19 protein-coding genes are annotated in these 25,985 nt (G+C 61.1%); 10 read left to right on the forward strand and 9 right to left on the reverse strand.

Features of this window, described 5'->3' with window-relative positions; genetic code table 11:
* Positions 1-117 precede the first annotated feature (117 nt).
* The 4 genes from I6L49_RS10450 (at position 118) to I6L49_RS10465 (ending at position 3,691) form a co-directional block, all read left to right on the forward strand.
* The gene (locus I6L49_RS10450; RefSeq protein WP_005347836.1) at positions 118-762 is read left to right on the forward strand and encodes a response regulator transcription factor; all 645 of its coding nucleotides are present in this window, start codon (positions 118-120) and stop codon (positions 760-762) included.
* 113 nt (positions 763-875) lie between these two features.
* Entirely contained in the window at positions 876-1,472 is a 597-nt protein-coding gene (locus tag I6L49_RS10455; RefSeq protein WP_216949492.1) for a TetR/AcrR family transcriptional regulator, read from the forward strand.
* An 82-nt stretch (positions 1,473-1,554) separates the two neighbouring features.
* Positions 1,555-2,433, forward strand: a complete 879-nt coding sequence (locus I6L49_RS10460; RefSeq protein WP_179903330.1) for an alpha/beta hydrolase — start codon at positions 1,555-1,557, stop codon at positions 2,431-2,433.
* Between the two features lie 112 nt (positions 2,434-2,545).
* Positions 2,546-3,691 carry a patatin-like phospholipase family protein gene (locus tag I6L49_RS10465; protein ID WP_005347843.1) on the forward strand — a complete coding sequence of 382 codons (1,146 nt, stop codon included), beginning with the start codon at positions 2,546-2,548 and terminating at the stop codon, positions 3,689-3,691.
* Between the two features lie 28 nt (positions 3,692-3,719).
* On the opposite strand, the gene I6L49_RS10470 is transcribed toward I6L49_RS10465, so the two are convergent.
* Positions 3,720-5,672 (reverse strand): monovalent cation:proton antiporter family protein, encoded by a 1,953-nt coding sequence (locus tag I6L49_RS10470; RefSeq protein WP_005338473.1) that lies wholly within the window; start codon positions 5,670-5,672, stop codon positions 3,720-3,722.
* Positions 5,673-5,790: 118 nt separating this feature from the next.
* Between I6L49_RS10470 and I6L49_RS10475 the strand changes: the two genes are divergently transcribed.
* Positions 5,791-6,693 carry a GGDEF domain-containing protein gene (locus I6L49_RS10475; protein WP_005347848.1) on the forward strand — a complete coding sequence of 301 codons (903 nt, stop codon included), beginning with the start codon at positions 5,791-5,793 and terminating at the stop codon, positions 6,691-6,693.
* Positions 6,694-6,782: 89 nt separating this feature from the next.
* Here I6L49_RS10475 and tilS read toward each other — a convergent pair whose 3' ends face one another.
* Positions 6,783-8,141: a tRNA lysidine(34) synthetase TilS gene (tilS, locus tag I6L49_RS10480; RefSeq protein ID WP_216949493.1), complete on the reverse strand. Its 1,359-nt coding sequence runs from the start codon at positions 8,139-8,141 to the stop codon at positions 6,783-6,785.
* A 180-nt stretch (positions 8,142-8,321) separates the two neighbouring features.
* Here tilS and I6L49_RS10485 point away from each other — a divergent pair, with 180 nt between their 5' ends.
* Positions 8,322-10,355: a M13 family metallopeptidase gene (locus tag I6L49_RS10485; protein ID WP_216949494.1), complete on the forward strand. Its 2,034-nt coding sequence runs from the start codon at positions 8,322-8,324 to the stop codon at positions 10,353-10,355.
* 58 nt (positions 10,356-10,413) lie between these two features.
* The gene (locus I6L49_RS10490; RefSeq protein WP_164537500.1) at positions 10,414-10,857 is read left to right on the forward strand and encodes a PliI family lysozyme inhibitor of I-type lysozyme; all 444 of its coding nucleotides are present in this window, start codon (positions 10,414-10,416) and stop codon (positions 10,855-10,857) included.
* A 76-nt stretch (positions 10,858-10,933) separates the two neighbouring features.
* Here the strand turns inward: I6L49_RS10490 and pdxY are convergent, their stop codons facing one another.
* The 6 genes from pdxY to I6L49_RS10520 form a co-directional block, all read right to left on the reverse strand.
* On the reverse strand, positions 10,934-11,794 hold the full coding sequence (gene pdxY / locus I6L49_RS10495; RefSeq protein WP_139399575.1) for a pyridoxal kinase PdxY: 861 nt from the start codon (positions 11,792-11,794) through the stop codon (positions 10,934-10,936).
* A 93-nt stretch (positions 11,795-11,887) separates the two neighbouring features.
* The gene (locus I6L49_RS10500; RefSeq protein ID WP_139443216.1) at positions 11,888-14,020 is read right to left on the reverse strand and encodes a lysine decarboxylase CadA; all 2,133 of its coding nucleotides are present in this window, start codon (positions 14,018-14,020) and stop codon (positions 11,888-11,890) included.
* Between the two features lie 77 nt (positions 14,021-14,097).
* Positions 14,098-15,432, reverse strand: coding sequence for a cadaverine/lysine antiporter (gene cadB / locus I6L49_RS10505; RefSeq protein WP_100646560.1), 1,335 nt, complete (start codon positions 15,430-15,432; stop codon positions 14,098-14,100).
* Positions 15,433-16,187: 755 nt separating this feature from the next.
* Complete coding sequence (gene cadC / locus I6L49_RS10510) at positions 16,188-17,741, reverse strand: lysine decarboxylation/transport transcriptional activator CadC (protein WP_216949495.1); 1,554 nt, start codon at positions 17,739-17,741, stop codon at positions 16,188-16,190.
* Positions 17,742-18,133: 392 nt separating this feature from the next.
* Positions 18,134-19,414: an L-methionine/branched-chain amino acid transporter gene (gene yjeH, locus I6L49_RS10515; RefSeq protein WP_216949496.1), complete on the reverse strand. Its 1,281-nt coding sequence runs from the start codon at positions 19,412-19,414 to the stop codon at positions 18,134-18,136.
* A gap of 101 nt (positions 19,415-19,515) precedes the next feature.
* The gene (locus I6L49_RS10520) at positions 19,516-20,415 is read right to left on the reverse strand and encodes a LysR family transcriptional regulator (RefSeq protein WP_216949497.1); all 900 of its coding nucleotides are present in this window, start codon (positions 20,413-20,415) and stop codon (positions 19,516-19,518) included.
* Positions 20,416-20,569: 154 nt separating this feature from the next.
* Here I6L49_RS10520 and I6L49_RS10525 point away from each other — a divergent pair, with 154 nt between their 5' ends.
* Entirely contained in the window at positions 20,570-21,598 is a 1,029-nt protein-coding gene (locus tag I6L49_RS10525) for an MBL fold metallo-hydrolase (protein ID WP_216949498.1), read from the forward strand.
* Positions 21,599-21,664: 66 nt separating this feature from the next.
* On the opposite strand, the gene I6L49_RS10530 is transcribed toward I6L49_RS10525, so the two are convergent.
* Entirely contained in the window at positions 21,665-22,957 is a 1,293-nt protein-coding gene (locus I6L49_RS10530; RefSeq protein ID WP_216949499.1) for an HAAAP family serine/threonine permease, read from the reverse strand.
* 498 nt (positions 22,958-23,455) lie between these two features.
* On the opposite strand from I6L49_RS10530, the gene I6L49_RS10535 reads away from it, so the two are divergent.
* Together I6L49_RS10535 and I6L49_RS10540 are read left to right on the forward strand one after the other, a co-directional pair.
* Positions 23,456-24,394, forward strand: coding sequence for a LysR family transcriptional regulator (locus I6L49_RS10535; protein WP_042055187.1), 939 nt, complete (start codon positions 23,456-23,458; stop codon positions 24,392-24,394).
* Between the two features lie 73 nt (positions 24,395-24,467).
* Positions 24,468-25,880, forward strand: a complete 1,413-nt coding sequence (locus tag I6L49_RS10540) for an MATE family efflux transporter (protein ID WP_216949500.1) — start codon at positions 24,468-24,470, stop codon at positions 25,878-25,880.
* Positions 25,881-25,985 lie beyond the last annotated feature (105 nt).

The following is a 25,985-nucleotide window of genomic DNA, read 5'->3' on the forward strand; positions in this document are numbered from 1 at the left end:
AACATCCGATGGTCGCTTCACATTTGCGCACCGGCGGGTTTGACCCTCTTGGTGAGCGATGCTAGTTTGATTTTTCAAAACAATCAGTTAGCAATAATGTGAGCCATTAACCGAAATATGGACAGCCAATTTACCATCGTCATCGCAGATGACCACCCCCTGTTTCGGGGCGCCCTATACCAAGCGGTGCACATGGCCATCAACGACGCCCAATTGCTGGAAGCGGACTCCATCGACAGCCTGACCAGCCTGCTCGGCGAGCACCCCGAAGTTGACCTGTTGCTGCTCGATCTCAAGATGCCCGGGGCCAATGGTTTCGAGGGGCTGGCCCACCTGCGCGGCCAGTACCCCGACCTGCCTATCGTGGTGGTCTCCGCCTCGGAAGATGCGGCCATCATCCAGCAGGTGTTGCGACTCGGAGCGCTCGGCTTTATTCCCAAATCGGTACCGATGAAGGAGCTGGTCAATGCCCTCAATACGGTGATCGGGGGGGATAACTGGGTGCCGGAAGGCATCTCGCTCCATCCCGAATCGGAAGATGGCCCCGATTTCGCCAGCAAGCTGGCCAGCCTCACCCCCCAGCAGTACAAGGTGCTGATCATGCTGCGCGATGGCAGCCTCAACAAACAGATCGCCTGGGAGCTCAACGTCTCCGAGGCCACCATCAAGGCCCATATCACCGCCATCTTCAGAAAACTGGGGGTCAAGAACCGCACTCAGGCGGTCATCGCCCTGCAACAGCTCGATATCAAGGAGAACTGACCCCCGCGCGCAGTGACACGCGGGAGACGACATAGCCAGCCATGCTGGCTATTTGTTGCTCGACAATTAGCACGATCGTACTTTATGCTGCCAGCGCCAACGAGGAGAGAGTGATGAGCAAGGGGCGCCTGACCCGGGAAAACATTTTGCAGACTGCCTTTGAGCAGGCGAGCCAGCAAGGGCTGGAGAGCCTGACCATCGGCTCGCTGGCCAGCGCCTGCGAGATGTCGAAAAGCGGCCTGTTTGCCCACTTTCAATCTCGCGACAATCTGCAGATCGCCGTGCTGGAGTACGCCGCCGAGGTGTTCCGGCTGCGGGTGATCCAGCCGGTACGTCAGCAGGAGCACCAGAGCCAGCACGACAAGCTGATCGCCCTGCTGCGCGCCTGGCAGGCGTGGAACCACTGCTTCGCCGGTCGCTGCATGTTCCTCGACGCCTGGACCTCGGCGCAGGATGGCCATGAGCAAAAGAGCCTGGTGCAGCAAGCTGCCCGGCAACTGGTGCGCTTCTGGCTCGACTATCTGGCCCGTCAGGTGGTGCAAGGTCAGGCCGCAGGCGAGTGGCGACGCGAGATGGATCCCTGGCGCGCCGTTTACCGTCTCTATGGCCTCTATCTGGCGGATCAGGTGTTCAACGATCTCGAACTGTGTCAGGATCCGGCCCGCCACTTCTGGCCCGAGGTGGACGCTCTACTGAGCAGCTGGCGCTGATGTTTTGGCATCCGTTCAACACTAATTTTTAAAAACCAACAAAAAAGCACGACCGTTCGCACATAAAAACCACAGGATGACCATGAGCAGCAAGATCTACTTCAACACCAGCCGCTTCAGCCCGAGCAAATGGCTGCTGGGGATCGGTACCCGGTTGCACCACAGACTCGCCCCCACCCATGCCAAGCGCACCGCCAGCAAGTTGCTGCTCACCCCCCAGCGCAGCCAGCGGGATGGCCACGAACCTGCCGGTCTGGTGAAGCAGGCCGTCCATACCAGCGAAGGGGTATTGATGAGCTATCGGCTCGGTCAGGGACCACTGTGGCTGCTGATGCACGGCTGGTCCGGCAGCGCCAGCCAGTTCTATCCGCTGATGAGCCATATCGCCGCGCAGGGTTTCACCGCCATTGCCTACGATCATCCGGCCCACGGCCAGAGCGCGGGCAACACTGGCCACCTGCCCCGTTTCGTGCGCGCCTTCGACGAGTTGGCGACCAAGCTGGCCAGCGAAGTAGGCCCGCTGCACGGGGTCATCGCCCACAGCATGGGAGGCGCCGTCACCCTCTCCAGCCGTCAGCCGGGTATCGATACCCTGCCGCTGCTGTTGATTTCGCCGGTGCTCGACTATGTGCCCCAGCTCTACGGCATGGTGGCGCGCTCCGGCTACTCCATCCGGTTGTTCGATGCGGTGGTCAAGGAGATTGAGCAGGAGTACCAGCACCCCTTGAGCACGGTCGACCCGCTGGGTCGCCTCGCCAGTCGCAGCGGCGCGGCGATGATAGTGCACGACGAGGAGGACAGGTTTGCCCCGCACGGCGATTCCTTGCGGGCCAGTCAGGATGGTCATACCCGGCTGGTGAGCACCCGGGGTCTGGGCCACGGTCGCATCCTCGCCAGCGCCCCGGTATTCGCCGCCTTCGATCAGCTGGCTCGGCCGGAAAATCCCCACCGAGCCCTTTGACATGGGGCCATGAAAAAAACGGGCGAGCGCCCGTTTTTATATTTGATACAGCGCCTTATAGTTAACTTGTCAGTGGGAACATTCTTGTCAGAACACGATAAGGCGCCAGCATATGGCCAGACCCAATACAGCGTTGTTGCTCACCGGTGGCGGTGCTCGCGCCGCCTATCAGGTCGGAGCCCTCAAAGCGATTGCTGAGCTCTACCCGCGCAATCTCGGCATCCCTTTTCCCATACTCTGTGGCACCTCGGCGGGGGCCATCAATGTCACCGCGCTGGCCTGCTACGCCTCCTGCTTCCATCTGGGGGTGCGCAAGCTGGAGTGGGTCTGGCGCCGCTTCGAGACTCACCACATCTTCGATTTTCACCCGGGGCGCCTGCTGTGGCGACTGATGTACGAGGGGTCGGCGGGGCTGATCAATCCCCACACCAACCACGCCTTTCACCTCTTTGACAACGCGCCGCTGCACCGCCTGCTGGATCAACTTATCGACTATCACCGCATCGATGACAACATCCTCTACGGCAGTCTGGAGGCGCTGGCCATCACGGCATCGGATTACGACGACGGCCTCTCCACCACCTTCTTTCAGGGGCGGGCCGACCATCATCCGTGGGAGCGAGCCAGACGGCGCGGGGTACGCACCGTGCTTACATCGGAGCACCTGCTCGCCTCCTCGGCTCTCCCCTTCGTCTTTCCAGCCACCCGGATCGGCGAGAAGTTCTACGGCGACGGATCCATCCACCAGCTGAGCCCGCTCAGCCCCGCCATCCATCTGGGGGCGGAGCGGATCCTGCTGATCACCCTGGATCCGCCGGCGCACTCGGCACCGACCCATCATCACGGCCATCTCACCAGCTCCAATATCGCCAGCCATCTGCTCGATACGGTCTTTACCGACACCCTCAACTCCGATCTGGAGCGGCTGTGGCGCATCAACCAGACTCTGGATCTTATCCCGGAGCGGGAGCGCAACCGCCTCAAGCTGAAGCGGGTGGAGACCTGTGTGCTGAAACCGAGTCAGGATCTCGACACCATCGCACTGGCCTACCTGCGCAAACTGCCGCTAAAGTTGCGCCGTCTGTTGCGGGTGCTGGGCGTGAAGGGAGATGAGACCAGCAGTCTGGCCAGCTTTTTGATGTTCTATCCGGGTTATTGCCAGCAGCTGATCAAGCTGGGCTATCAGGACACCCTGAGGGAGCGAGAGCGGGTCGTCGCCTTCCTCGATATCGAAGGGCTACCAAAAGAGCGGGAATAAAGGGCGCGGCCGATGAGAGCAAGGGGACTCAGCGTCCCTCCAGCAAACGCTGCTCCGCCTGCTCCATCGCCACCACGGTACCAAACAGGATCAGCCGGTCACCGGCCGCCAGCACCAGTTCGGGTCTGGGCTCCAGGCTCTGATCGCCACGCTGCACCTCCTTGATCCGCACCTCATCAAGCGGCAACTCGCGCACTTCACGGCCTACCGCCCACGCTTGATCGTGCAGCAACAGCGGATGGAGGCGTTCAAGCAGCTGATCTGCCTCCAGATTGCTGGCGCTCTGATCCCCCCAGTAGAAGCCGTGCAGGAAGCGATACTGGCTGCTGCGCTCCAGCTCCATCCGGCGGATCACCCGACCGATGGGGATATCGCAGTTGAGCAGCAGGTGGGAGACCAGCATCAGGGCCCCCTCCTGGGACTCGGGGATCACCTCAAACGCCCCCGCCTGCTTGTACTGCTCCAGAAAACTGTCATCCCGGGTACGCACCAGCACCTTGAGATCCCCCGCCAGTTCGCGGATCAGTGCCAGCATCGCCTCCACCCGTTTGCGATCATCGAAGGTGATGATCACCAGCCGTGCCCGCAGCAATCCGGCGGCCAGCAAAATATCGCGGCGGCTGGCATCGCCGAAGGCCACCTGCTCCCCCGCCAGCTTGGCCTCGCTCACCCGCTCCGGGTCAAGATCGAGGGCCAGAAAGGGGATCTCCTCGATCTTGAGAAAGCGGGCACAGGTCTGCCCGGCCCGGCCAAACCCGGCAATGATGACATGCTGGTTTTTGCTCAGGCCCGACTGGGCGACTTCGGAGCGGGTCAGCAGCGCCGGATCGGTCAGGCTGCGGGCCAGCGAATGGGCCTGGGTCACCAGCCAGGGGGTCATGGCGATGGAGATGATGCCGATGCCGATGAGCAGGGAGACCAGCTGCTGATCCAGCAGACCGTGGTGCAGTGCCAGTGCCAGCAGCACGAAGCCAAACTCTCCCACCTGACTGAGCATGATGCCGGCGGCCATGCTGTCGCGCTTGCGCTCCCCCATCAGCCGCCCGGCAAGCAGCACCAGCAGGGATTTGCACAGCACCAGCAATACCACGCAGATCAGCACCTGCCACCAAGCCCGCGCCACCAGCTCCCACTCCATAGCCATACCGATGGTGATAAAAAAGAGCCCCATCAACACGTCGCGAAAGGGCTTGATGTCTACCTCAAGCTGATGACGGTAGTGGGACTCCCCCAGCATCATCCCCGCCAGAAACGCCCCCAGCGCCATCGACAGCCCGAGCGAATGGGTCATGTAGGCAGCCAGCAGCGCCACAAGCAGGGCACTCAGCACGAACAACTCGTCGGAGCGGGCCCGCGCCACCTCGTGAAACAGCAGCGGCAGCAACCACTTGCCCACCGCCAGCAGAGTGAAGAGAGCAAACAGCCCCTTGAGGGTGGCCCAGGCGATCTCGGCGGCCAGGGCACTCCCCTGCACTTCCGGCTGGGCGAGAATGGGGATCATCACCAGCAGGGGCACCACCGCCAGATCCTGAAACAGCAGCACGCTCACCCCCAGCTGGGCGCGGCGGGTATGGAGCTGCTTCTGCTCGCCGAGCTGCTTGATCACCACAGCCGTCGAGGAGAGCGCTAGCGTCCCCGCCACCACCAGCGACTGGGCCAGACCCAACCCCCACCACCAGCCGATGGCGAAGAAAAGCAGTGACGTGAGCAGCACCTGCAACATCCCGACCCCCAACACCAACCGGCGCATCGCCAGCAATTTCGGCAGAGAAAACTCCAGCCCCAGCGAGAACATCAGAAAGACGATCCCCAGCTCGGCAATGGTCTGCATGATCGACTGGCCGGTGATCACCGCCAGCCCGTGGGGGCCGAGCAAGACGCCGGCAATCAGGTAGGCAAGGATGACCGGCAAGCCGAGGCGCCGGAAAGTTGCCACCAGCAGGACGGCGGCGAACAGCAGGATCAACAGGTCTGTGTACAAATTTTCCTCTCCTTTTATCGACTTAAGCTTAGTCAGCCGATCTGGCGGGCAGGAAAGATATATTGGGCATGCCAATTGCAGGGAGGAGACAGTAGTCAGGTGTTACAGGTGGAAGACCATGGAAAATACGTCGTCACTTAATGGCTTTAGCCATGGCATCGAGCAGTGGGTTCGCCAGATGGAGCGGCTCACGCCGTTGCCCAGCGTTGAACGCAACCAGTTGCTCGAGCAGTTGTTGGGGCAGAGCGATCTCGGCGGTCTGCTGACAACTTTTGCCGATCGTGCGGCAAGAATTGTCAGGATCCACGGTCTCTACCTCGATTGTGGCCAGCCCCATGTGCTGATCCAGCACCCGCCGCTGGCCACCCTCAACCTGCACAACTATCCGTTCGAGCTGCGCGGTCAGCATGGCCAGCTGCTCGGCCAGCTTCACTACGAGCTGGAACATCCGCTGAGCGGCAGTCAGCAACGGGTACTGATGCAATACCATCAGCTGCTCTGCCTGCTGCTCCCCCTCTATCTGCGGCTGGAAAAACTGGATCAGCTGGTCCGGCTCGATCACCTGACCGGCCTTGGCAACCGCTCCTACTTTGACGAGGCCATCGGCCGCGCCATCGAGCAGCACAGCCGCGAGCCCCACGGTCTGGTGCTGGTGCTGCTGGATCTCGATCGCTTCAAGCAGATCAATGATACCTGGGGTCATCCGGTGGGGGATCTGGTGCTGAGCCGTTTTGCCCAGCTGCTCAAGGGGTGTATCCGCAGCACGGATCAAGCCTTCCGGCTCGGGGGAGATGAATTTGCCCTGCTGCTGCAACCGGCCGAACCCGAGGCGTGGCGCCCGGTCTGGCTGCGACTGCAGCATATGTTGATGACCAACAAAGAGCTCAGCACCTTCTCGGTCGGATGCAGCCTTGGCGCCGCCAGCTGGCAATCCGGGGTCGATGTGCCGAGCCTCTACGAGGCGGCCGACAGTCACCTCTACGCCCGCAAAAAAGCCGGCAAGGCCAGCCCTAACGAATAATCGCGAACTCTTCTTTGCTCCGGCACATGCGAGCCATGTGACCGGAGCTTCTTTTTTTGGGGCTAATCCCCCCTCACACCGAGATCACCTCAGGCAAGATCCTGCTCGGGTAGAACCGGGGCGGCACCGCTCCCCTGCCAGTGGCACACCAGCCCGGCACCCTGCGCCATAAAACCGTCGCAGACAAAGAGCCCCACTACCGCCGCCGCCTGCTCGCCATAGTAGAGGATGGGGATGCGCCCCCGCTGCCACGAAGGCACTCCATACTCCTGTAGCAGCTTCTTCATCCGCCGACTACCGCCCCGCCCCACCGGTTTGAGGGGGATCCCGGGCGCCACCTGAAAACGCACCGAGAGGGGCTCGTCCGCTCGGGGGGAGCGCAGCAGATCCTCGCCGCACTCCACCATACGTACCACCAGCTCGCCCAAACCGTCCGGCAGGGTCAGCGGCTCACCCACGGTCAGCGGCAATACCTGATGACAGGGTTGCAGGTCAGGGCTCACCAGATAGAGCCGCTCCTGAAAACGACGGCAGCTCTGGCGCCCCCAGTTGAGCTGGGGATTGGCATCGCCGCGCGCCAGCGCCACCTCCTGCCAGAGCCGGGCAAGCTGCTCACGGGATGGCATCTCCCCCCCCTGACGGCGGATCCAGTAGCGCAACAGGTTGTTGCGCCGAGTGGGTGAAAGGGCGTGCAGCGGGCCGATATGGAGTGCCTCCCCCTCGCCCGCCAGCTGCCAGTCGCTCTCGGCCAGCTCGTCCAGCAGCGCCTCCTGCTCGGCGCACAGGGCCATGCTGCGCGCCGCGGTCTGGGCCATGGCGGGCCAGCGCGCCTTGATTTGGGGGATAAGCGTCTGGCGCAAAAAGTTGCGGTCATAGCTCACATCCTGATTGCTCTCATCCTCCACCCAGCCAAAGGGGAGGCTCGCTGCCGCCTCGGCCAGCTCGGCGCGACTCATATTGAGCAGCGGCCGCAGCAACAGGCCGCCAGCAAAGGGCTGGCTTGGCAAGATCCCCGCCAGGCCACGCAGACCGGCGCCGCGCTTGAGGGCTAGCAGCAGGGTCTCCAGCTGATCGTCCTGATGGTGGGCGGTGAGCAGCCACTCCCCCTCCCGCATCCGGGCGGTCAGCCGCTGGTAACGGGCTGTGCGGGCCTGCGCCTCCAGACTCTCGCCATTGTCACGGGCCAGTGTTACCCGCTCCACCAGCAGCTCCACCGCCAATTGCTGACACACGGCTTCACAATGAGCGACCCACTCATCGGCATGGGGACTGAGGCCGTGGTGCACGTGCAGGGCGCGAAGCGGCAGGCCATGCTCGCGGGCATACTGCGCCGCCAGCACCAGCAGCAGGGTAGAGTCGAGGCCGCCACTGAAGGCCACCAGCAGACCGGTGGAACCTTCCGGCGCTGGCATAGTCAGACAAAAGCGAGAATAAAGATGAGAAATCATAGGCTTCCCCAAAACGGACCGGCCGATCTTAGCAGAGTCGGGCTTATCAAGCTGCAACCCTGCTGCTAGAGTGAGGCTCGCCCGCCCTCTCCACCAGGCTGGCCGCAAGGCGGTCGCACAACCGGTTGGAGCAAGGAAGATGGGCAGGGAAGCAAACAACCCGAATTGGAATCAAACAAGATGAACAATAAGAAAAGCTTACTGGCCGGCCTGATTGGACTGGCCCTGCTGGCTGGCTGCAGTCAGGCACCGCAAGACTCCCCCAAACACTCCGGGCTGGCGCTGGCCAATATGGATACCCGGGTTAAACCCGGCGATGACTTCTTCCGCTACGTCAATGGCAAGTGGCTCGCCACCGCCAAGATCCCAGACGATCGCCCCGCCGATGGTGCCTTCTACATGCTGCGAGACAAATCCCTCGCCGATGTGCGGGTGCTGGTCGAGGGGCTGGCCAAGCAGGAGGCCGCCACCGGCACGCCGACCCAGCAGATCCGCGATCTCTACGCCAGCTATCTGGATCAGGCAAGCCGTGACGCCAAGGGGCTCACCCCGCTGGCACCGGCGCTGGCCGACATCGATCGGATCGGTGATCAGGCTGCGCTGGCCCGCGCCTTTGCCCAAAGTGGCCGCATGGGCGGCGGCGCGCCGTTCGGCATCTGGATCGACGCCGATGCCAAGTCCCCCGACCGCTATGCGGTCTACCTCTATCAAGGTGGACTGGGGCTACCGGATCGGGACTACTACCTCAAGCAGGATCCCGACAGTCAGGCCCTGCGCCAGAAGTACCAGCAGCATATCGCCGCCATGCTGAGCCGCCTCGGTGAGTCTGACCCGAGCGGAAAGGCCAAGCGGATTCTGGCCCTCGAAACCCGGCTCGCCACCATCCAGTGGGACAACGTGGCCCTGCGGGATCGGGAGAAGAACTACAACAAGCGCCCCGCCAGCGAACTGGCACGGCTCGCCCCCCATCTCGACTGGCAGGCTTATCTCAATGCCGCGGGCATTGCTGGTCAGCCGGAACTCATCATCGGCCAGCCGACCTATCTGAGCGCGCTGGATCAGGTGATGGCCCAGACCCCCATCGCCGATTGGCAGGCCTACCTCAAGTGGCAACTGCTGACCGACTACGCCCCCTATCTCGACAGCGAGACCGACCGCGCCAACTTTGCCTTCTACGGCACCACATTAAGCGGCACGCCCAAGCAGCGCGCCAGCTGGGAGCGGGCGCTCGGGGTGCTGAACGATCATCTGGGTGAAGCGGTCGGCCAGCTCTATGTGGCCCGCTACTTCCCGCCAGCAGCCAAGGAGCGGATGGAGCAGCTGGTGGAGAACCTGCGCACCGCCTACGGCCAGAGCATCAAGGAGCTCGACTGGATGTCGCCCGAGACCAAGGCGCAGGCCCTCGAGAAGCTGGCCAAGTTCCGCCCCAAGATCGGCTACCCCGACAAGTGGAAGGATTACAGCGCCATCGCCATCAAACCGGATGATCTGGTGGGCAACCTGCAACGCTCGCAAGCCTTTGAATACGCAGATAGTCTGGCGCGCCTCGGCAAGCCGGTCGACCGGGACGAATGGCATATGTCGCCGCAAACGGTGAACGCCTACTACAACCCGAGCAACAACGAGATCGTCTTCCCGGCGGCCATCTTGCAGCCCCCCTTCTTCGACATGACGGCGGATGATGCGGTCAACTACGGCGCCATCGGCGGGGTCATTGGCCACGAGATGGGCCACGGTTTTGATGATCAGGGGGCCAAATCCGACGGCGACGGCATGATGCGCGACTGGTGGACACCGCAGGATCTCAAGGAGTTCCGCTTCCGCACCAGCCGTCTGGTGGCCCAGTACAACCGCTTCGAGCCCATCAACGGCCAGTTCGTCAATGGCCAGTTTACCCTGGGGGAGAACATCGGCGATCTGGGCGGCCTCACCATCGCCCACAAGGCCTACGAGCTGTCACTGGATGGCAAGGAGGCGCCAGTGCTGGATGGCTTCACCGGCGAGCAGCGCTTCTTCCTCGGCTGGGCGCAGGTGTGGAAGGGGATGTATCGCCCCGAGCTGATGCAGATGCTGCTGCGCTCCGACCCCCACTCGCCCCCCGAGTACCGGGTCAACGGCGTGGTGCCGAACATTCCCGCCTTCTACGAGGCATTCAACATCCAGCCGGGGGACAAACTCTATCTGCCACCCCAGAAGCGGGTGAAGATCTGGTAACAGCATCAGGGCGGGCTCCCCGGGAGCCCGCCCTCAACAGACAGCAAGAGGTTGCAAGATGAACAGAGCATTGATCATGGCAGGGCTGCTGGCCCTGCCGCTGGCGGCGCAAGCACAAGCCGAAGAGGGATTTAGCAAGCAGCTGACCCTCCCCTCCGGACAGGTGATCCGGGTAGCGCAGGGGGCCGGTGAGCCCGCCTCCATCGGCAGCTATGACGTGCGGCTCTATTCGGGCCAGAACGCCCAATTTCCATTGGATGAGTTTCAGGATGGCAAGGTGATGGCTCGCAACGGCTTTATCCGAGAGCTGAAACTGGTCGACTTGAATGGCGACAAGCAGCCCGAGCTGGTGGTCATCATCGAGAGCGCCGGTAGCGGCAGCTATCAGGATGCCGATGCCTACACCGTCAGCCCGCAGGGGGAGCTGGAGATCTTCAACCAGGTCAAGGAGCTGGAGCCCAAAGAGGATGTGGTCAAGGCGCTCAAAAGCCCGCAAGACTAAGCCATCTCCCTGAATCTGAAATATAAAAAGCCCTGATGATCAGGGCTTTGTTGTTTCTTCTGTGCGCGTAATCAGCTCAGAGGCGGGTCGCCCGGATGGAGACCTGCGGCAACGCCATCTCGTGCTGGGCCGCCACCAGTTGCAGCTCGTAAGCTCCCGCCAGCCAGGTGCGGGCCAGCACGGCATCGACACTGGCGTTGGTAAGCTCGAACGCCGCGACCGGGGTACAACCGGCCAGCAGATTGGCCAGCATGGTGGCGCTCAGCAGATCCCCCACCCCGATGGGGTGGCGGGCAAAAGGGTAGAGTGGGCGGGAGAGATGAAAGATTCCCTCCTCACACACCAGCAACATTTCGAAGCGGTCCATGGCAAAACCTGCCTTGCCCAGATGCTTGACCATCACCAGCTTGACCCCTTGCGCGCGCAGCTGCTGGCACGCCTCGATGGCCTCCGGCACATTGCGGATATCGCGGCCGGTGAGCTGTTCCAGCTCCAGCAGATTGGGGGCCAGCATATCGGCGCAGGCCAGTGCCCGGTTTTTCAGAAAATCGGCGACGCCGGGTGCCACTATGCACCCCTTGTCGGGGTGACCCATCACGGGATCACAAAAATAGAGGGCGGCCGGATTGAGCGCCTTGAGCCGGGCCACCGCCGCCAGGATCTCCTCCCCCTGTTCGGCCGAGCCGAGGTAGCCGCTCAAGATCGCATCGCACTCGGCCAGCACACCGATCTCCGCCAGGCCGTTTACCAGCTGACGGATATGGCCGCCGGGCATCACCATCCCCTGCCAGCCTTCGCGGTATTGGGTGTGGTTGGAGAACTGCACCGTGTTCATCGGCCACACCTCGATCCCGAGGCGACGCATGGGAAAAACGGCGGCACTGTTGCCGGCACAGCCAAAGACTACGTGGGATTGAATAGAGAGCACTCGCTTCATGATTGGCGACTCACGCAATAAGAACAGGAATTCCGGAGGGAAAAACGGGCCTTGCGGCCCGTTGTTGTCACTTTCGACTGTTGTCACTGTCGATTAACGCAGCACCTTGACGGTGTAGCTGCCATCGGCCTGACGATAGAGGCCGTGGATGTCGGTCTCGAAACCCGGGTAGTGGGCACCGATCTCGCACAGCATCTCGAGGAACTCGAGCACCGGCAGAGAATCCTGGGTCACCATCTCGCCCGGCAGTACCAACGGAACTCCCGGCGGGTACGGCAGGATCATGTTGGCGCTGATGCGGTCAACCATGTCACGCAACGGCACCTCTTCCAGATTGCCCGCCAGCTCTTGCTGCCATGCAGCATGCGGGGTCATCTTCATCTCCGGCAGCACGTCGAACGCCTTGAACATCAGCTCCGGCAGACGGTATTTGCAGGTCAGATCGTGGATGCTCTGGGCCAGCTCCTGAATGCGCATCCCTTCGTAGAAGCTCGGATCTTCACGATAGAGGCTCGGCAGGATGTTCTTGATGGTCAGGTTCAGATCGTAACCACGCTTGAACTCGGTCAGGGCGCGCAGCAGCTGCATCGCCTTGGACTGATCGATACCGATGGAGAAGAGGAACAGCATGTTGTAAGGACCGGTCTTCTCGACCACGATGCCGCGCTCGTCCAGGAACTTGGAGACCAGAGAGGCAGGGATGCCCTTCTCCAGCAGCTTACCATCACGACCCATACCCGGGGTCAGCAGGGTGACCTTGATCGGATCCAGGTACATGTGGTTGTCATCGATGTCCTTGAAGCCGTGCCAGTCATCTTTCGGATCCAGCTTCCAGCACTCGACGGTGTCGATGTTGTCCGGCTGCCATACGTCGAAGAACCAGCCTTCGCTCTGATCACGCAGACGCTTGATCTCTTTGCGGAAGGAGATGGCGCGATCGATGGAGTCCTTGATCAGACGCTTGCCGGTGTTGCCACGCATCATGGCAGCAGAGATCTCGGTAGAGGCCACGATGCCGTACTGCGGCGAGGTGGAGGTGTGCATCATGAAGGCTTCGTTGAAGGTCTCTTCCTCCACGTCACCCTTGATGTGGATCATCGAGGCCTGGGAGAAGGCCGCCAGCAGCTTGTGGGTGGACTGGGTTTCGTAGAACACCTTGCCCGGCATGGCTTCGCCGCTCATGCCGCACTTGCCTTCATAGATCGGGCTGAAGTTGGTGTAAGGCACCCAGGCACTGTCGAAGTGGATGTAAGGGGTATCCAGACTCTCCTTGATGAAGCCGGTGTTGTAGAGCAGGCCATCATAGGTGGAGTTGGTGACGACGGCGTAACGGGGAGCCTGGGCACCCGGTGTCGCGGCAACCTTGGCTGCGATGGTGTCGCGGCTGAATTCGCTCTGCGGGATACCGCCCAGAATGCCGTAGGCGTTGCGGGTCGGACGGAAGTAGATCGGCGTCACATCGTTCATCATCATCAGGTGAGTGAGCGACTTGTGGCAGTTGCGGTCAACCAGCACAGTGCTGCCAGCCGGCGCGGAGAACATGCCGACGATCTTGTTGGCAGTGGAGGTGCCGTTGGTAACGATATAGGAGCGATCGGCGTTGAAGGTACGGGCGATGTACTCTTCGGCTTCCTTGTGCGGACCAGAGTGATCCAGCAGGGAGCCCAGCTCCGGCATGGAGATGGAGACGTCAGCCTTGAACGCGTTCGGGCCGTAGAAGTCATAGAAGATGCTGCCGGCCGGGCTCATCTGGAAGGCGGTACCGCCCATGTGACCCGGAGTACAGAAAGTGTATTTACCCTCTTCCACGTACTTGAACAGTGCCTTGGTGAACGGCGGCAGGATGGCGTCCTGATACTCCTGAGTGGCTTGACCCATCTTGAGGGCGATGTCATCGGCCATGCCGAGACGGTACTCGAAGAAGTGCACGTTCAGACGCAGGTCGGTCAGGTGAATATCGAGGGTGGACTGGTCGTTGGCGAAGGCGAAGATCGGCAGCTTCTCGTTGCGATCGTGGATCTCCTTGCACAGGCCCAGAGAGTATTTGTCCCAGTCGAAGATGGCGCCGCAAACACGGGGGTTCTTCTCAATCAGTTTCAGCAGGTCGGCGACGTCGACCGGATAAACAACCTCGAAACCCTTGCGCTCGAGGGAGGCTTGCAGCTGGCGAATGGGTTCTTCTTTAAAGAAAACGCCGAGGTGGTTGAGGATGGCAATGATATTCATCGTAATGCTCCACACGTAAAGGGGCGCTCTCCATCAGGGATGGTGAGTGAAGAGCGCTCGGAAGATAAAAGGGGAAATCAGTTGCTGGGTTGTTCGTTCAGCAGGGCATCGTGCTGACGCAGACCCAGTTTTTTGGCGTAGAACATCAGGATGATGAGCGACACCACGAAGGTAGCTGTGAGGTTGGAACCCTTGGCACCCATCAGGGCTACCAGACAGAAGACGCAGGCCACACCGGAGAAGATCATCGCGCCGATGCTGCGGGAGGTCATGCCCTCGAAGCGGATCAGGTTAATGCTGGAGTAGAAGTAGGGCAGCATGGTCAGCAGCACAGCATCTGTGGTCAGCACGTTGAAGAGATCGGCAGCATGAGCGGACTGGGAGGTGAAGGCGGTCAGGCCAACCATCAGGGCAGTCATCTTCAGGGAGCCCAGGATCAGACCCTTCTTGGCTACGCCGTTCTTGTCCACTTCGCCATAGATTTTCGGGAAGTTGCCGTCATTGGCGGCACGCTTGCCCGCCTCGCCCACCAGCATCATCCAGGAGCCCAGCGAGGTGAAGCAGGCCAGGGCGGTGAAGGCAGAGACAAACGGTGCAGACCAGCTACCGAAGATGGCGGAAGAGGCCATGGCAAACGGGGCGCCGGAGGCTGCCACTTCACCGGCCGGGAACATGCCGCTGATCACCTGGGTAGAGAGGATGTAGATAACACCGGCAATACCGGTACCCAGCATGGTAGCGAGCGGTACTGTACGCTTGGGGTTCTTCACCATGCCGGAAGAGACGGCGGCAGATTCAACACCGACGAAGGACCAGAGGCAGATCAGCACGGCGCTGATGACCGCATGCAGGTCGCTACCGCTGGTGGTGTTCCAGTTCTGGCTGTAAACAGTGGCATCAAAATGACCCCAGCCCATCACCGCAGTACCGACAACCGGCAGCAGGATCAGCACCAGACCCAGAGTACAGAGTCGGCTCACCCAGCTACCGCCAAGCAGGTTGACGAAGGTGAAGATCCAGACGGCAGCGATGGTGGCTGCGGCGGCCGGAATGGGGCTGTTGAGAATGGGGAAGAAGACCGAGAGGTAGGAGACGCCGGTAATGGCGATGGCCAGGTTACCGATCCAGTTGGCATGGTAATAAAGCACACCGGTCTGGAAACCGAACACCGGAGAGATCTCGCCAGCGTAAGCAATGGGGCCACCCTCTTGCGGGTTCTTGGTAGCAAGGCGGGCGAAGACAAAGGCGAGGCCCATGGCGCCTACCAGACAGATTGCCCAGCTAAAGACAGAGATGGAGCCGATGGTGGCCAGTGCCGAAGGCAGCAGTGCGATACCGCTCCCCATCATGTTGCCGGCCACCACACCTGTACAGGCGATAAGGCCAATCTTCTTGCTCGTATCTAGGGACATAAGATCTCCGGTTCTATAAAAGGTCGGGTCGTCACATACACATTTGGCGGAACGCCCCGCCAAAGAATGGGCACAGACTAGGCCTCTCATCCCCGGAAAACATAAAGACCAGCTAACGGATAAAAATATGAGGCAACTTTTTTCGCCGCCTCGTCACTTTTGATAAAAACCATTTAAAAACAGTAAATTGACATCACATCACACAGCCTTCTTGATAAAACCTTGATATCCGGCCAACCCGTTTTTGTCCCTTGATAACTCCCTTATCTCGCCGTCTTGATATTTTTGGTCAGATAAACCCGGGATAAAGCAGCGCCCATTGCGCCCCCCTGCCCTTGCGGCCATTTGGAAGCCCTGCTGATCATCACCCTGAGTGGACACTCACCTCCTGTTCGCCCCTCAGCTCGGCTCATCACAATCCAAACTCAGAGGTAAAGCGCAACGGCGATAACCGGTAAGCAATGAGAAATGGGTCGAGACAGACAGCTTATCCCGCCGCCAACAACGAGCAGATGTCACAAGCTGCGCGCGGCGTGAAGCCGAACAAACGCGAGTGCAGCGAATGCCGCGGGCAAGATAAAGGCAAGTGGGGATAGTGGGGAGCGGCGGGGGATAAATCGGGCCACACCAGAGCAACTATCCCCGGTGACAAACAAGCAGGATTGAAACAAGCAGAAACAGCACAGGCCGCCCGAAGGCAGCCTGTGGATGGGGTCGGCAACCGCACCGACCGGGGGAAAACCAACACTACGGAGTTAGAAGAGCTTCACCTTGCTCTGGCCCAGCGCATTGAACAGGGCCGGGGTGAGGCTCTCCATATTGCTGTAGAAACCGAGCTGCTGGCAGAGCAGATAGGTCTGCTCGGTCGCCTCCATCAGGAAGGCCTGACTGTAGGCATCACCCGCCGCCTCGGGGCGACCGTCCAGCTCCGCCAGCTTGCCCTGCAGTATGTAATAGAGCACAGAGCGGCCGCGACTCGCCGCCTTCTCCAGCAGATAGTTGGCCTGCTGTTGCTGGCCGTTGAGGATCGCCTGCAGGGTCAACGCCTCCCACACCCGAGCAGGGAGAGCGCCGCTGTTTTGCACCACGCGGGCGAGATGGGTGCCAATCTCCTGCAGCCGCTCGCTCTCGGATTTGCCCGCAAGGGTGGCCAGCGCCTCGCCTGCCAGATAGCGCTCCGCCAGCAGCAGCGGCTGATCCGGATGGACAATCAGCGCCTGCTCCAGCAGATCAATCCCACGCTTGAGGGCGACCGGATCCCGGCTGTTGATGTAGTACTGCGCCTCCATCATCGCCATCAGGGAGGCATCATCGGTCGGCCAGCCCATCCCCGGCTCGGCATCGGGTTGGTCGAGGGCGCGCAGCAGATCCTGGCTGCTGGCCTGCAACACACCGTGCACACTGTGGCGACTGAGCTGGTACTGATGGCTGAACAGCACCCGGTTGGTATTGATATTGCGATACTCCAGATCGAGATAGGTGCCACGGGGCTGGCGGGTGACCCGCACACTCAGCTCCTTGCCGGGCATGATGCCCCCCATCAGAGTGGTGGCGCCGTACTGCACCCGCAGCGGCGTAGCCACGGCCACCTCCCCCATCAGGGCGCGGGTAATGCCATCGGCGAGGCGCACGTTCTCGTTGTTGTCATCCATGCCGGAGTGAAAGCGGAACACCAGCAGATTGGGATCCAGCATGGCATGCACCTGGGGGCTGGTGTGCTGGTAGCTGAGCATGCTGACAATGGCGATCAGCACGATGGCAACGAAGATATCGAAACTCACCATCTTCCAGCGGCTGCGAGCATCCTTGGCATGGGTGGAGATGGCGCGGGTCAGGGGCCCGGCGGGAAAAGGGGCGACATTGGGCTGTGCATCATCATCCTGCTCAGCCGCGGGCGGGCTCAGATCGGAGAGCGTCGGGTTGTCGGAGAGAGCGGTATTGACCGCGGGCACGGGTTGCTCGTCCGCCATCACCACGGAAACCACCTGCAGCGGCCGCACCGGTGCCACCAGCTTGTAGCCGCGCTTGGGTACGGTGACGATATAGTCGGTCGCATCGGTGCGACCATCTTTGAGGATCTTGCGCAGTTCGAAGATGGACTGGGTCACAACCTGATCGGTCACCTCGGCGCCATCCCACACCTCGTTGATCAGGGCATCGCGGCCAAACACGGTGCCGGCATTATGGGCCAGAAACCGCAACAGGTTGACCAGTCTGGGTTCGAGGTAGACCTCGCGGTCGGGGCGACACAGCATGTTGTCGTCAACGCTCAGGGTCCAGTCGTGGATCTCAAAAACCGATTCGCTCATGATTCACTCGCTGCAGATGGTGACAATGCACGATGAGAGAGACGCAAAACCCGGGCTGACTGAACGGAACAAGGCGCTATCACCACAGGTGACAGATAAAAAGAGAACCGAAGCAATCACATCTCTGAGAGTCAGTCTGGCCAGGCCATCCTGTTTACGTCTGAAGGGCATCCTTGCGGGCATTCCGACCACCGGGATCGGAAGGGATCACTTTAAGCAAAACGGGAGCTGGATCCCACTTTTTTTGGCTATAAATCGCCGTTGAGTTGATCCGACACCGCACTTTTCGGCAAATAGCGTGCCAACTAGTATTCATATGAACATCACATATACCGGAATCAAAAAGCCCTGAACATCAGGGCTTTCTCATTTCTTCGACTATCGGGGAGACGTTACTTCGCCAGCGGGAGCGCATCCTGCTGACGACTGCGGCGCAGATGACGCCGCCACAACGAGAAGCTGCCGTAGCCAAGACTGAGCACCACCGCATAGAGGACCTGAGTGGCGAGCGCCACCAGCACCAGGGCGCAGAGCAGCACGCTTATCCCTGCCAGCCCCTTGCCCACCCCGCCGAGCAGGCGCCAGCCCGCCGCCATGCAGAGCAGGTAGACCAGCACGAAGTTACCGTTGGCGTAGCGGATCAGCTCATCGAGGGGCAGTCGCAACCAGATGATAAGGGTGATGCAGAGCAGGCAGATAAGCAGTACCAGACCGAGCGCCCGCAGCGGCGCACCCCGAGCGGTAAGCACCGCCAGCGAGGGGGGCAGCTTGCCTTCACGCGCCATGCTCCAGATAAGCCTCGCAAAGCCCTGAATGTAGATGTTGATGCTGGCAAAGCAGGAGAGGTAGCCAAGCACCGCCACCAGCCACTTGGCGGTGGGGCCTAACAGCAGGGAGAGCAGGGCCGGAATGGCGGTGGCGTTGGTCGCCTCATCGCCGTAGAGGCCGTATTTGAGCACCACCAGCGAGTGGATCCAGTAGATAAGCCCCGCCAGCAGCACCCCGCCGAGCAGGGCGATGGGGTAGTCCCGCTCCGGCCGCTTGAACTCCTCCCCCATGTGGGCGAAGGCTTCCAGCCCGACGAAACACCAGAACATCACCGCCAGCGCGGTGGCCATAGGGGGCCACTCATCCGCGCTCGGCAGCGGCCGGGCCGCATCGCGCCAGCTCACCTCTCCCTTGAACCAGATCAGCAGGGTGAGCCCCAGAATAGCCAGAGCTATCAACAGTTGCAGGTTGCCGGAGGAGCGCGCCCCGCGCAGCCCCAGCAGGAATACCCCGAGCAGGGTCAGCAGCTGGATGGCCCAGAGGGTCCACTCCCCCATCTCGAACAGGGCGTGCCAGAAACCGGCGGCAATCATCAGGGCTGCGGGCAGCCCCACCGGCAGCACAGCCAGGAAGAGGAAGGCGGAGAAACGCTCGGCGCCGTTGCCAAAGGCGAGGCCAATCAGGTGCGGCGCGCCGCCCGCATGGGGATAGCGACGACCGAGGCGAGCGAAGGTAAAGGCGATGGGCAGCACCAGCGCAATCAGCAGCAACCAGGCCCAGAGCGAGGCCCCCCCCGCCAGCGAGGCGGCAGTCGCCGGTACCACGAAGATCCCGGTGCCAAGCAGCGAGGTGGCGAGCAGCCCCATCCCCTGCCAGAGCCCGAGATCCTTTTTCAACCCAGACATATCCTTTTGTCCCGACTAGAAAAACATCCCGCCATGTTAGGCCTGCTCCGCCCCTTTGTTAAGCACGATGGTTAATCGCGGCTGCGAGAATATGCAGCCTTTTATTCGGGCTCGGGCCCAGCTTGCAGGGATTCGGCCAGAAAATCCCCCAACAGGGTGATCTTGAGTACCTGCCGCCGCGCCGCCGGATAGATGAAGTAGAGGGTCTTGGCCGGGCTCTGATAGTGGCCAAGCAGCGGCAGCAGACGCCCCGCAGCGATATGGTCACGCACCTGTTCGGCCGGCTGCAAGGTGATGCCAGCCCCCGAGAGCGCCGCCGTCAACAAGGCTGGCCAGTGATTGATGCGCAGGCGCGAGGCGACCCGCACCTCCTCGCTCTGGCCATCCTCACCGACAAACTGCCAGCGCTCGTGCTCGCCCCAGTTGCCGTGCAGACACTGGTGGCGAGCGAGATCGGCCGGATGACGGGGCACGCCGTGGCGATTGAGGTAGTCGGGGGCCGCGCAGAGGCGGTAGTGCTGGGTCAGCAGCGGACGGGCGATCAGCGCCTCATCCTGCGGGCGCAGGGTGCGGATGGCGGCGTCGAACCCCTCCTCCACCAGATCGACCCAGCGCGGGGTGAGCTGCAGATCCAGATCCAGCTTGGGGTAGCGGTCGAGAAAAGCGGGCAGCAGCGGCACCAGCCGGTGGTGGCCAAAGCTGAGGGGAGCGGCGATGCGCAGCCGTCCGGCCGGCTCGGCCAGCAGGTTCTGGGTGAGCGACTCGGTCAGTGCCAGCTCCTCCAGCACCCGCTGGCAGCGAGCCAAAAACAGCTGGCCCAGCTCGGTGAGAGTCTGCTGGCGGGTGGTCTTGTGAAACAGCTTGCCCCCCAGCCACTGCTCCAGCCCCAGCACATGCTTGCCCACCATCTGGGCGCTGATCCCCTCTTCGCTCGCCACCGCGCTGTAGGAGCCGAGATCCACTACCCGGGTGAAGATTCGCATGCTGGTCAATCGGTCCACAACCCCTCCTTTTTGCCCGTTTCAAGGCCGTTTGTCCCGCGACAGGGCCCCTATTCACAACCAAAAGTTTAGTAAGAAATGGATTTTAGCCAATTTATTCAACTTTTAGTTACCAATACAGTGATGCCGTCCCTCCCCCACAGGATAAATTCCCATGAAAAGCACCTATCTGGCCGCATTACTGGTCGGTCTGCTGGCCAGCGGCGCCAGTCAGGCTGCCGAGAGCAGCTTTATCAGCAACCACGATCATGCCCCTGCCTCAGCAACTCAAGCCCGGCCCGATATCTTTCGGGTCAGCCTGCTCGGCACCGGCACTCCGGTACCCCAGATCAGTCGTGGCGGTTACAGCACTCTGGTCGAGGCGGGCAACCAGAAGCTGGTGTTCGATTTTGGCCGCAACTCCGCCACTCGCCTGTGGCAGCTGCATATCCCCATCGGCCGGGTCAACGCCTTCTTCCTCACCCACTTTCACTCCGACCACACCAACGGGCTGGCGGATCTCTGGCTGACCGGCTGGCTGCAACCGGCCTATGGCCAGCGCCACGCGCCGATGGAACTCTACGGCCCCAAAGGCACCACAGCTCTCGCCCGTGGCTTGCAGCAGGCCTACGCCACCGACATCGCCACCCGGGTCAAGGATGAGGGTACGCCGCTGGATGGGGTGGAGATCAACAGCCACGAGGTTACCGCCGGGGTGGTCTACAACCATGACGGGGTCAAGGTAACCGCCTTTGACAACGACCACGGGGTCAACATCAAGCCGTCATTCGGCTATCGCATCGACTATCACGGCCATAGCGTGGTGCTCTCCGGCGATACCCGCTACAGCCCCGAAGTGGTGAAGCAGGCCAAAGGGGCCGATCTGCTGGTGCACTGCGTCTCCATGACCTCTGCCGAGCAGATGAAGGCCAACCCCGGCTACAAGGCGATCGCCGGTCACCTCGCCTCCCCTGAGCAGGCGGCCCGGGTAATGAACGAAGCCAAACCGGCGCTGACCGTGTTCAGCCATATCGGCCTCAACGGCAAGATCAGGGTCAAAGATCTGGCGCAGGATCTGCGCGCCCGCTACTCGGGCCCCTTTGTCATCGGCAACGACCTGATGCAGATTGATCTGCCTACCACGGCCTCCGGCAAGGGCTATGCCCTCTGGCAGTCGGAAAATATCGACAATGCCCAATCCTGAATCCCGGCCATAAAAAAGCCGCCTCTTGCGAGGCGGCTTCTTCATTCAACTTGGTAACCGGAGTTATCAGGCAATCAGCTTGTAGATGATACCGGACATGGCGATCAGGCCGATGATGGTCACGAAGCCGTTGCTGATGTTGCCAGCGTATTTGCGCATGGCCGGAACCTTGGTGATGGCGTACATCGGCATCAGGAACAGCAGCATTGCGATGATCGGGCCACCCAGGTCTTCAATCATGCCGAGGATGCTCGGGTTGATGGTAGCGATGGCCCAGGTGGTCAGGATCATGAACACGGCAGTGACTTTGTTCAGTTGCTTGGTGTCAACGTTCTTGCCCTTCTCGCGCAGCGCCTTGGCCATCAGGCCGTTCATGCCCTCTTGCGCCCCCAGGTAGTGACCCAGGAAGGATTTGCTGATGGCAACCATGGCGATCAGCGGAGCCACAGTACCGATAACCGGGTTATCGAAGTGGTTGGCCAGGTAGGACAGGATGGAGATGTTCTGTTCTTTGGCAGCAGCCAGGTCAGCCGGAGAGAGGCTCAGTACGCAGCTGAATACGAAGAACATAACGGTCATCACCATCATGACGTGGGCGCCCAGCAGGATGTTGCTGCACTTCTTCTCGGCACCTTTACCGTAACGACCTTTGTTGTCCACCGCGAAGGAGGAGATGATCGGGGAGTGGTTGAAGGAGAACACCATTACCGGGATAGCCAGCCACAGGGTCTTGATGAAGTCACCGTTGAAGGCGTCGGACAGGGCCGGAGCTTCAGTGATGATGGCACCGTTCCAGTGCGGGATCAGGTAGAACGCCAGACCCATCAGGGTGAGCACGAACGGGAATACCAGCACGCTCATCGCTTTGACGATAACCTGGCCGCCCAGACGAACAACCGCCATCAGACCGAGGATCAGGGCCAGTGACAGAACGGCACGGGGAGGTGCAGACATGCCCAGCTGGTGAACAATCACGCTCTCGACGGTGTTGGTGATGGCGACTGAATACATCAGCACGATCGGGTAGATGGCAAAGAAGTAGAGCAGGGTGATGAATTTGCCTGCGGTCTTGCCGAAGTGCTCTTCTACTACTTCAGTGATGTCGCCATCACGGGTAGAGCCGGACAGCACGAAGCGGGTCAGACCACGGTGAGCAAAGAAAGTCAGCGGCAGCGCCAGAATCAACATGGCAACCAGCGGCCACAGGCCACCTACACCGGCGTTGATTGGCAGGAAGAGCACACCGGCACCGATCGCGGTACCGTACAGACCCAGCATCCAGACCACATCGGCCTTGTTGACGCCGCGGGAGGTGTTGCTGGCTAAACGACCATCAGCTGCAATATTCATGTCAGACATACGTTGTTCCTGTCATCTAGGAAAATGGGATTCTTGTTTGGTCGGGCCTTGGCCCGGTTCCATCTCCCTGGAACGCCTGCTGTCCGTCCTTGATATTAACCTCTCGCCCCCCGGCAACCTGGCCATCACTCCTTGTGACAACAGGATTGCAACAAACAACAGTGCGAGATTTTGACCCTGAGGGTCGGCGCCCGTCTCACTTAACAACCGATTAACGTGCGCCACTCTTGATGGGCTGACTTTAATTAAATGCCCTTATTAATCACAGCGTTTTTTTGAATTAATCAACCAAAGTTTGATTTTGGTCGCCTTTCGGACGACCAAGATCACACTCAAAGCGCCTTATTGTGAGTTTTTTTTAACAATTCAACTTAGTTTCACTGGAATCAATGGCCTGCGAGCAGCTACATATTTGCAACAAGCCACCCGTTTAGCGCGGATTGTGTGCAGCACGGCCTTGGCGTACCCTTGTGACTCACGCCTTTTTGTTGATTGATGATGACCATTACCCGTACCGATCTCGCCGAACTGGCGGTGTTTGCCGCCGTCGCCCGTCACCGCAGTTTCAGCAAGGCCGCCCTCGAACTCGGGGTCTCCGCCTCCGCCCTCAGTCATAGCCTGAAGGGGCTGGAAGCCCGTCTGGGAGTACGGCTGCTCAACCGCAGCACCCGCGCCGTGGTACCGACCGAAGCGGGCCAGCGGCTGCTCAAGCAGCTGCTCCCCACCCTCAATACCTTGGAAGAGGCGCTTTGCGAGCTGGCCCGCAACAGCGATGAGCCGGTGGGAAGGCTCAAGCTCTGTGCCCCCCGCGGCGCCATCGACAGCCTGCTGGCACCTGTGCTGATCGACTATCTGGCCCGTTATCCGCGGATGCAGGTGGAGGTGGTGGAGCAGGAGCTGATGCCCCGGCTGATTGAAGATGGTTACGATGCCGCACTCTTTTATGGCGATCTGCTGCCCAAGGAGATGATCGGCATCCCCCTCGGCCCGCCCCAGCGCTATCTGGTGGTGGGCTCCCCGGCCTATCTGGCGGAGCACGGTACGCCGGAGCACCCGAGCGAGCTGAGCCGCCACGCCTGCATCGGCTATCGCCTCACCCCGCACCATCACTATCGCTGGGCCTTTGCCGCCGATGGCACCATGCTGGAGATCGAAGTGACCGGGCCGCTCACTACCAGCACCCCAGCCCTCTATCTGGGCGCCGCCGAGGCGGGGCTGGGGCTCGCCTACTGTCTGGAAGAGGAGGTGAGCCAGAAGGTCGCGGAGGGGAAACTGCTCACCGTGCTGGAGCCCTGGTGCCCCACCTTTGCCGGCTTCTACCTCTTCTATCCCAGTCGGCATCAGCTGGGCAGCGGGCTGCGCATCCTGATCGACATGCTCAAGGCTCACTACCAAAACCCCGGATTAGTGAGTAATACTCAGCAATTCATCAAGTGAAACCCTGATTATCACCAAATAAGTATTAATCTAGACTAGCTGTTCGATAATCGAACTCCCCGAGAGAACAGATATGTCTGCCTATTTAACACTGCGGCAACGGGCCATGACCCGTCGCTTCTGGGCTTACGCCCTCCCCTCCATTCTTGCCATGCTGGTCTCGGGGGCCTACTACCTCATCGACGGCATCTTCGTCGGCCACTATGTCGGTGCCGCTGGCCTCGCCGGAATCAACCTGGTCTATCCGGTCATCATGGTGCTGATCGGCCTGGCCGCCATGATCAGCATGGGGGCGGCCACCGCCATCTCCTTCCAGCAAGGGGCGAAAAACGACACGCTGGCCCGTCAGGCACTGGTCAACGCCCTCTGGCTGCTGGCCGGACTCGGGGGCGTTGCGCCGGTGCTTCTCTATTACACCCACACCGATATCCTGCTGGGACTGGGGATTGAACAGGGCACCGAGACCTGGAAACAGGCGAGTGACTACCTCACCTGGATTGGCGGCGGCACTCTGTTGCTGGCCAGCAATCTGGCGGTCCCCTATCTGCTGCGCAACGATGGCCGCCCGAAACTGGCCATGGTGTTGGTGAGCAGCGGCGCCGTGCTCAACATCATCCTCAACTACATCATGGTGGGTCGGCTGGGGCTGGGATTGATCGGTACCGCGCAAGCCACCCTGATGGCAGAGGGTGCGGTGAGCTTGATCGGCCTAGGCTACTTCTTCACCCCCTGGGCGCGGCTGCGCCTCAGCTGGCGGGATCTGGTGCCCAACCTCCCCGCCATGCCGCACCTGCTCTTTACCGGTCTGCCGAGCCTGATTGCCCAGTTCAACCTCGGCCTGCTGCTGATGCTGCACAACAGCCAGCTGATGGTGTACGGCAATGTGAAGGATCTGGCGGGTTTTACCGTGGCCGGTTACACCGAGGCGGTCTTCATCGTCATTCTGCAGGGGCTCGCCTTCGGCATTCAGCCGCTCATCAGCAAGGCGGCGGGGGCCAAGCGCCATCGCAACCTCAAGTACCTGATGGAGATGGGGCTCAAGTTCACCTTTATCTACGGCATGCTGGTGTGGCTCACCATCCAGCTGCTGCCGGGACAGGTCGCCATGCTCTATACCGGCGACAAGGATCCCGAACTGCTGGCCGCCGCCATCAGCAGCCTGACCCTCAACCTCGGCGCCATTCCGCTGGAGGGGATCATCATGTTCGGCATCGTGCTGCTGCAATCCATGGCGCGTACCCGTCAGGCGCTGGCCATCTCCATCGCCAAAACCGTGTTGCTGCTGCCGCTCATCTTCCTGCTGCCACAACTGTGGGGGCGTGATGGCGTGCTGATGGCCCAGCCCGCGACCGTGCTGCTGCTCACCCTGCCGCTCTGCTGGCTGCTGTGGCGCGAGTGGCTGCGCCTGAAGATGGCCTGCGCGCCAAAAGCCAAACAGCGCCCACAACCGGCCCGCGCACGCGCCGCCGTCCAGCTGGCCCGTTAAGGCCACCAATCCCGCGTAGCAATAAAAAACCGGCATCCCATGATGCCGGTTTTTGCTATATGGTCGGGTCTGCCTGCTCTTACACAGGGATTCAGGCCAGCACTG

The organism is Aeromonas sp. FDAARGOS 1419, assembly GCF_019047045.1.
Taxonomy (GTDB): Bacteria; Pseudomonadota; Gammaproteobacteria; order Enterobacterales; family Aeromonadaceae; genus Aeromonas; species Aeromonas veronii.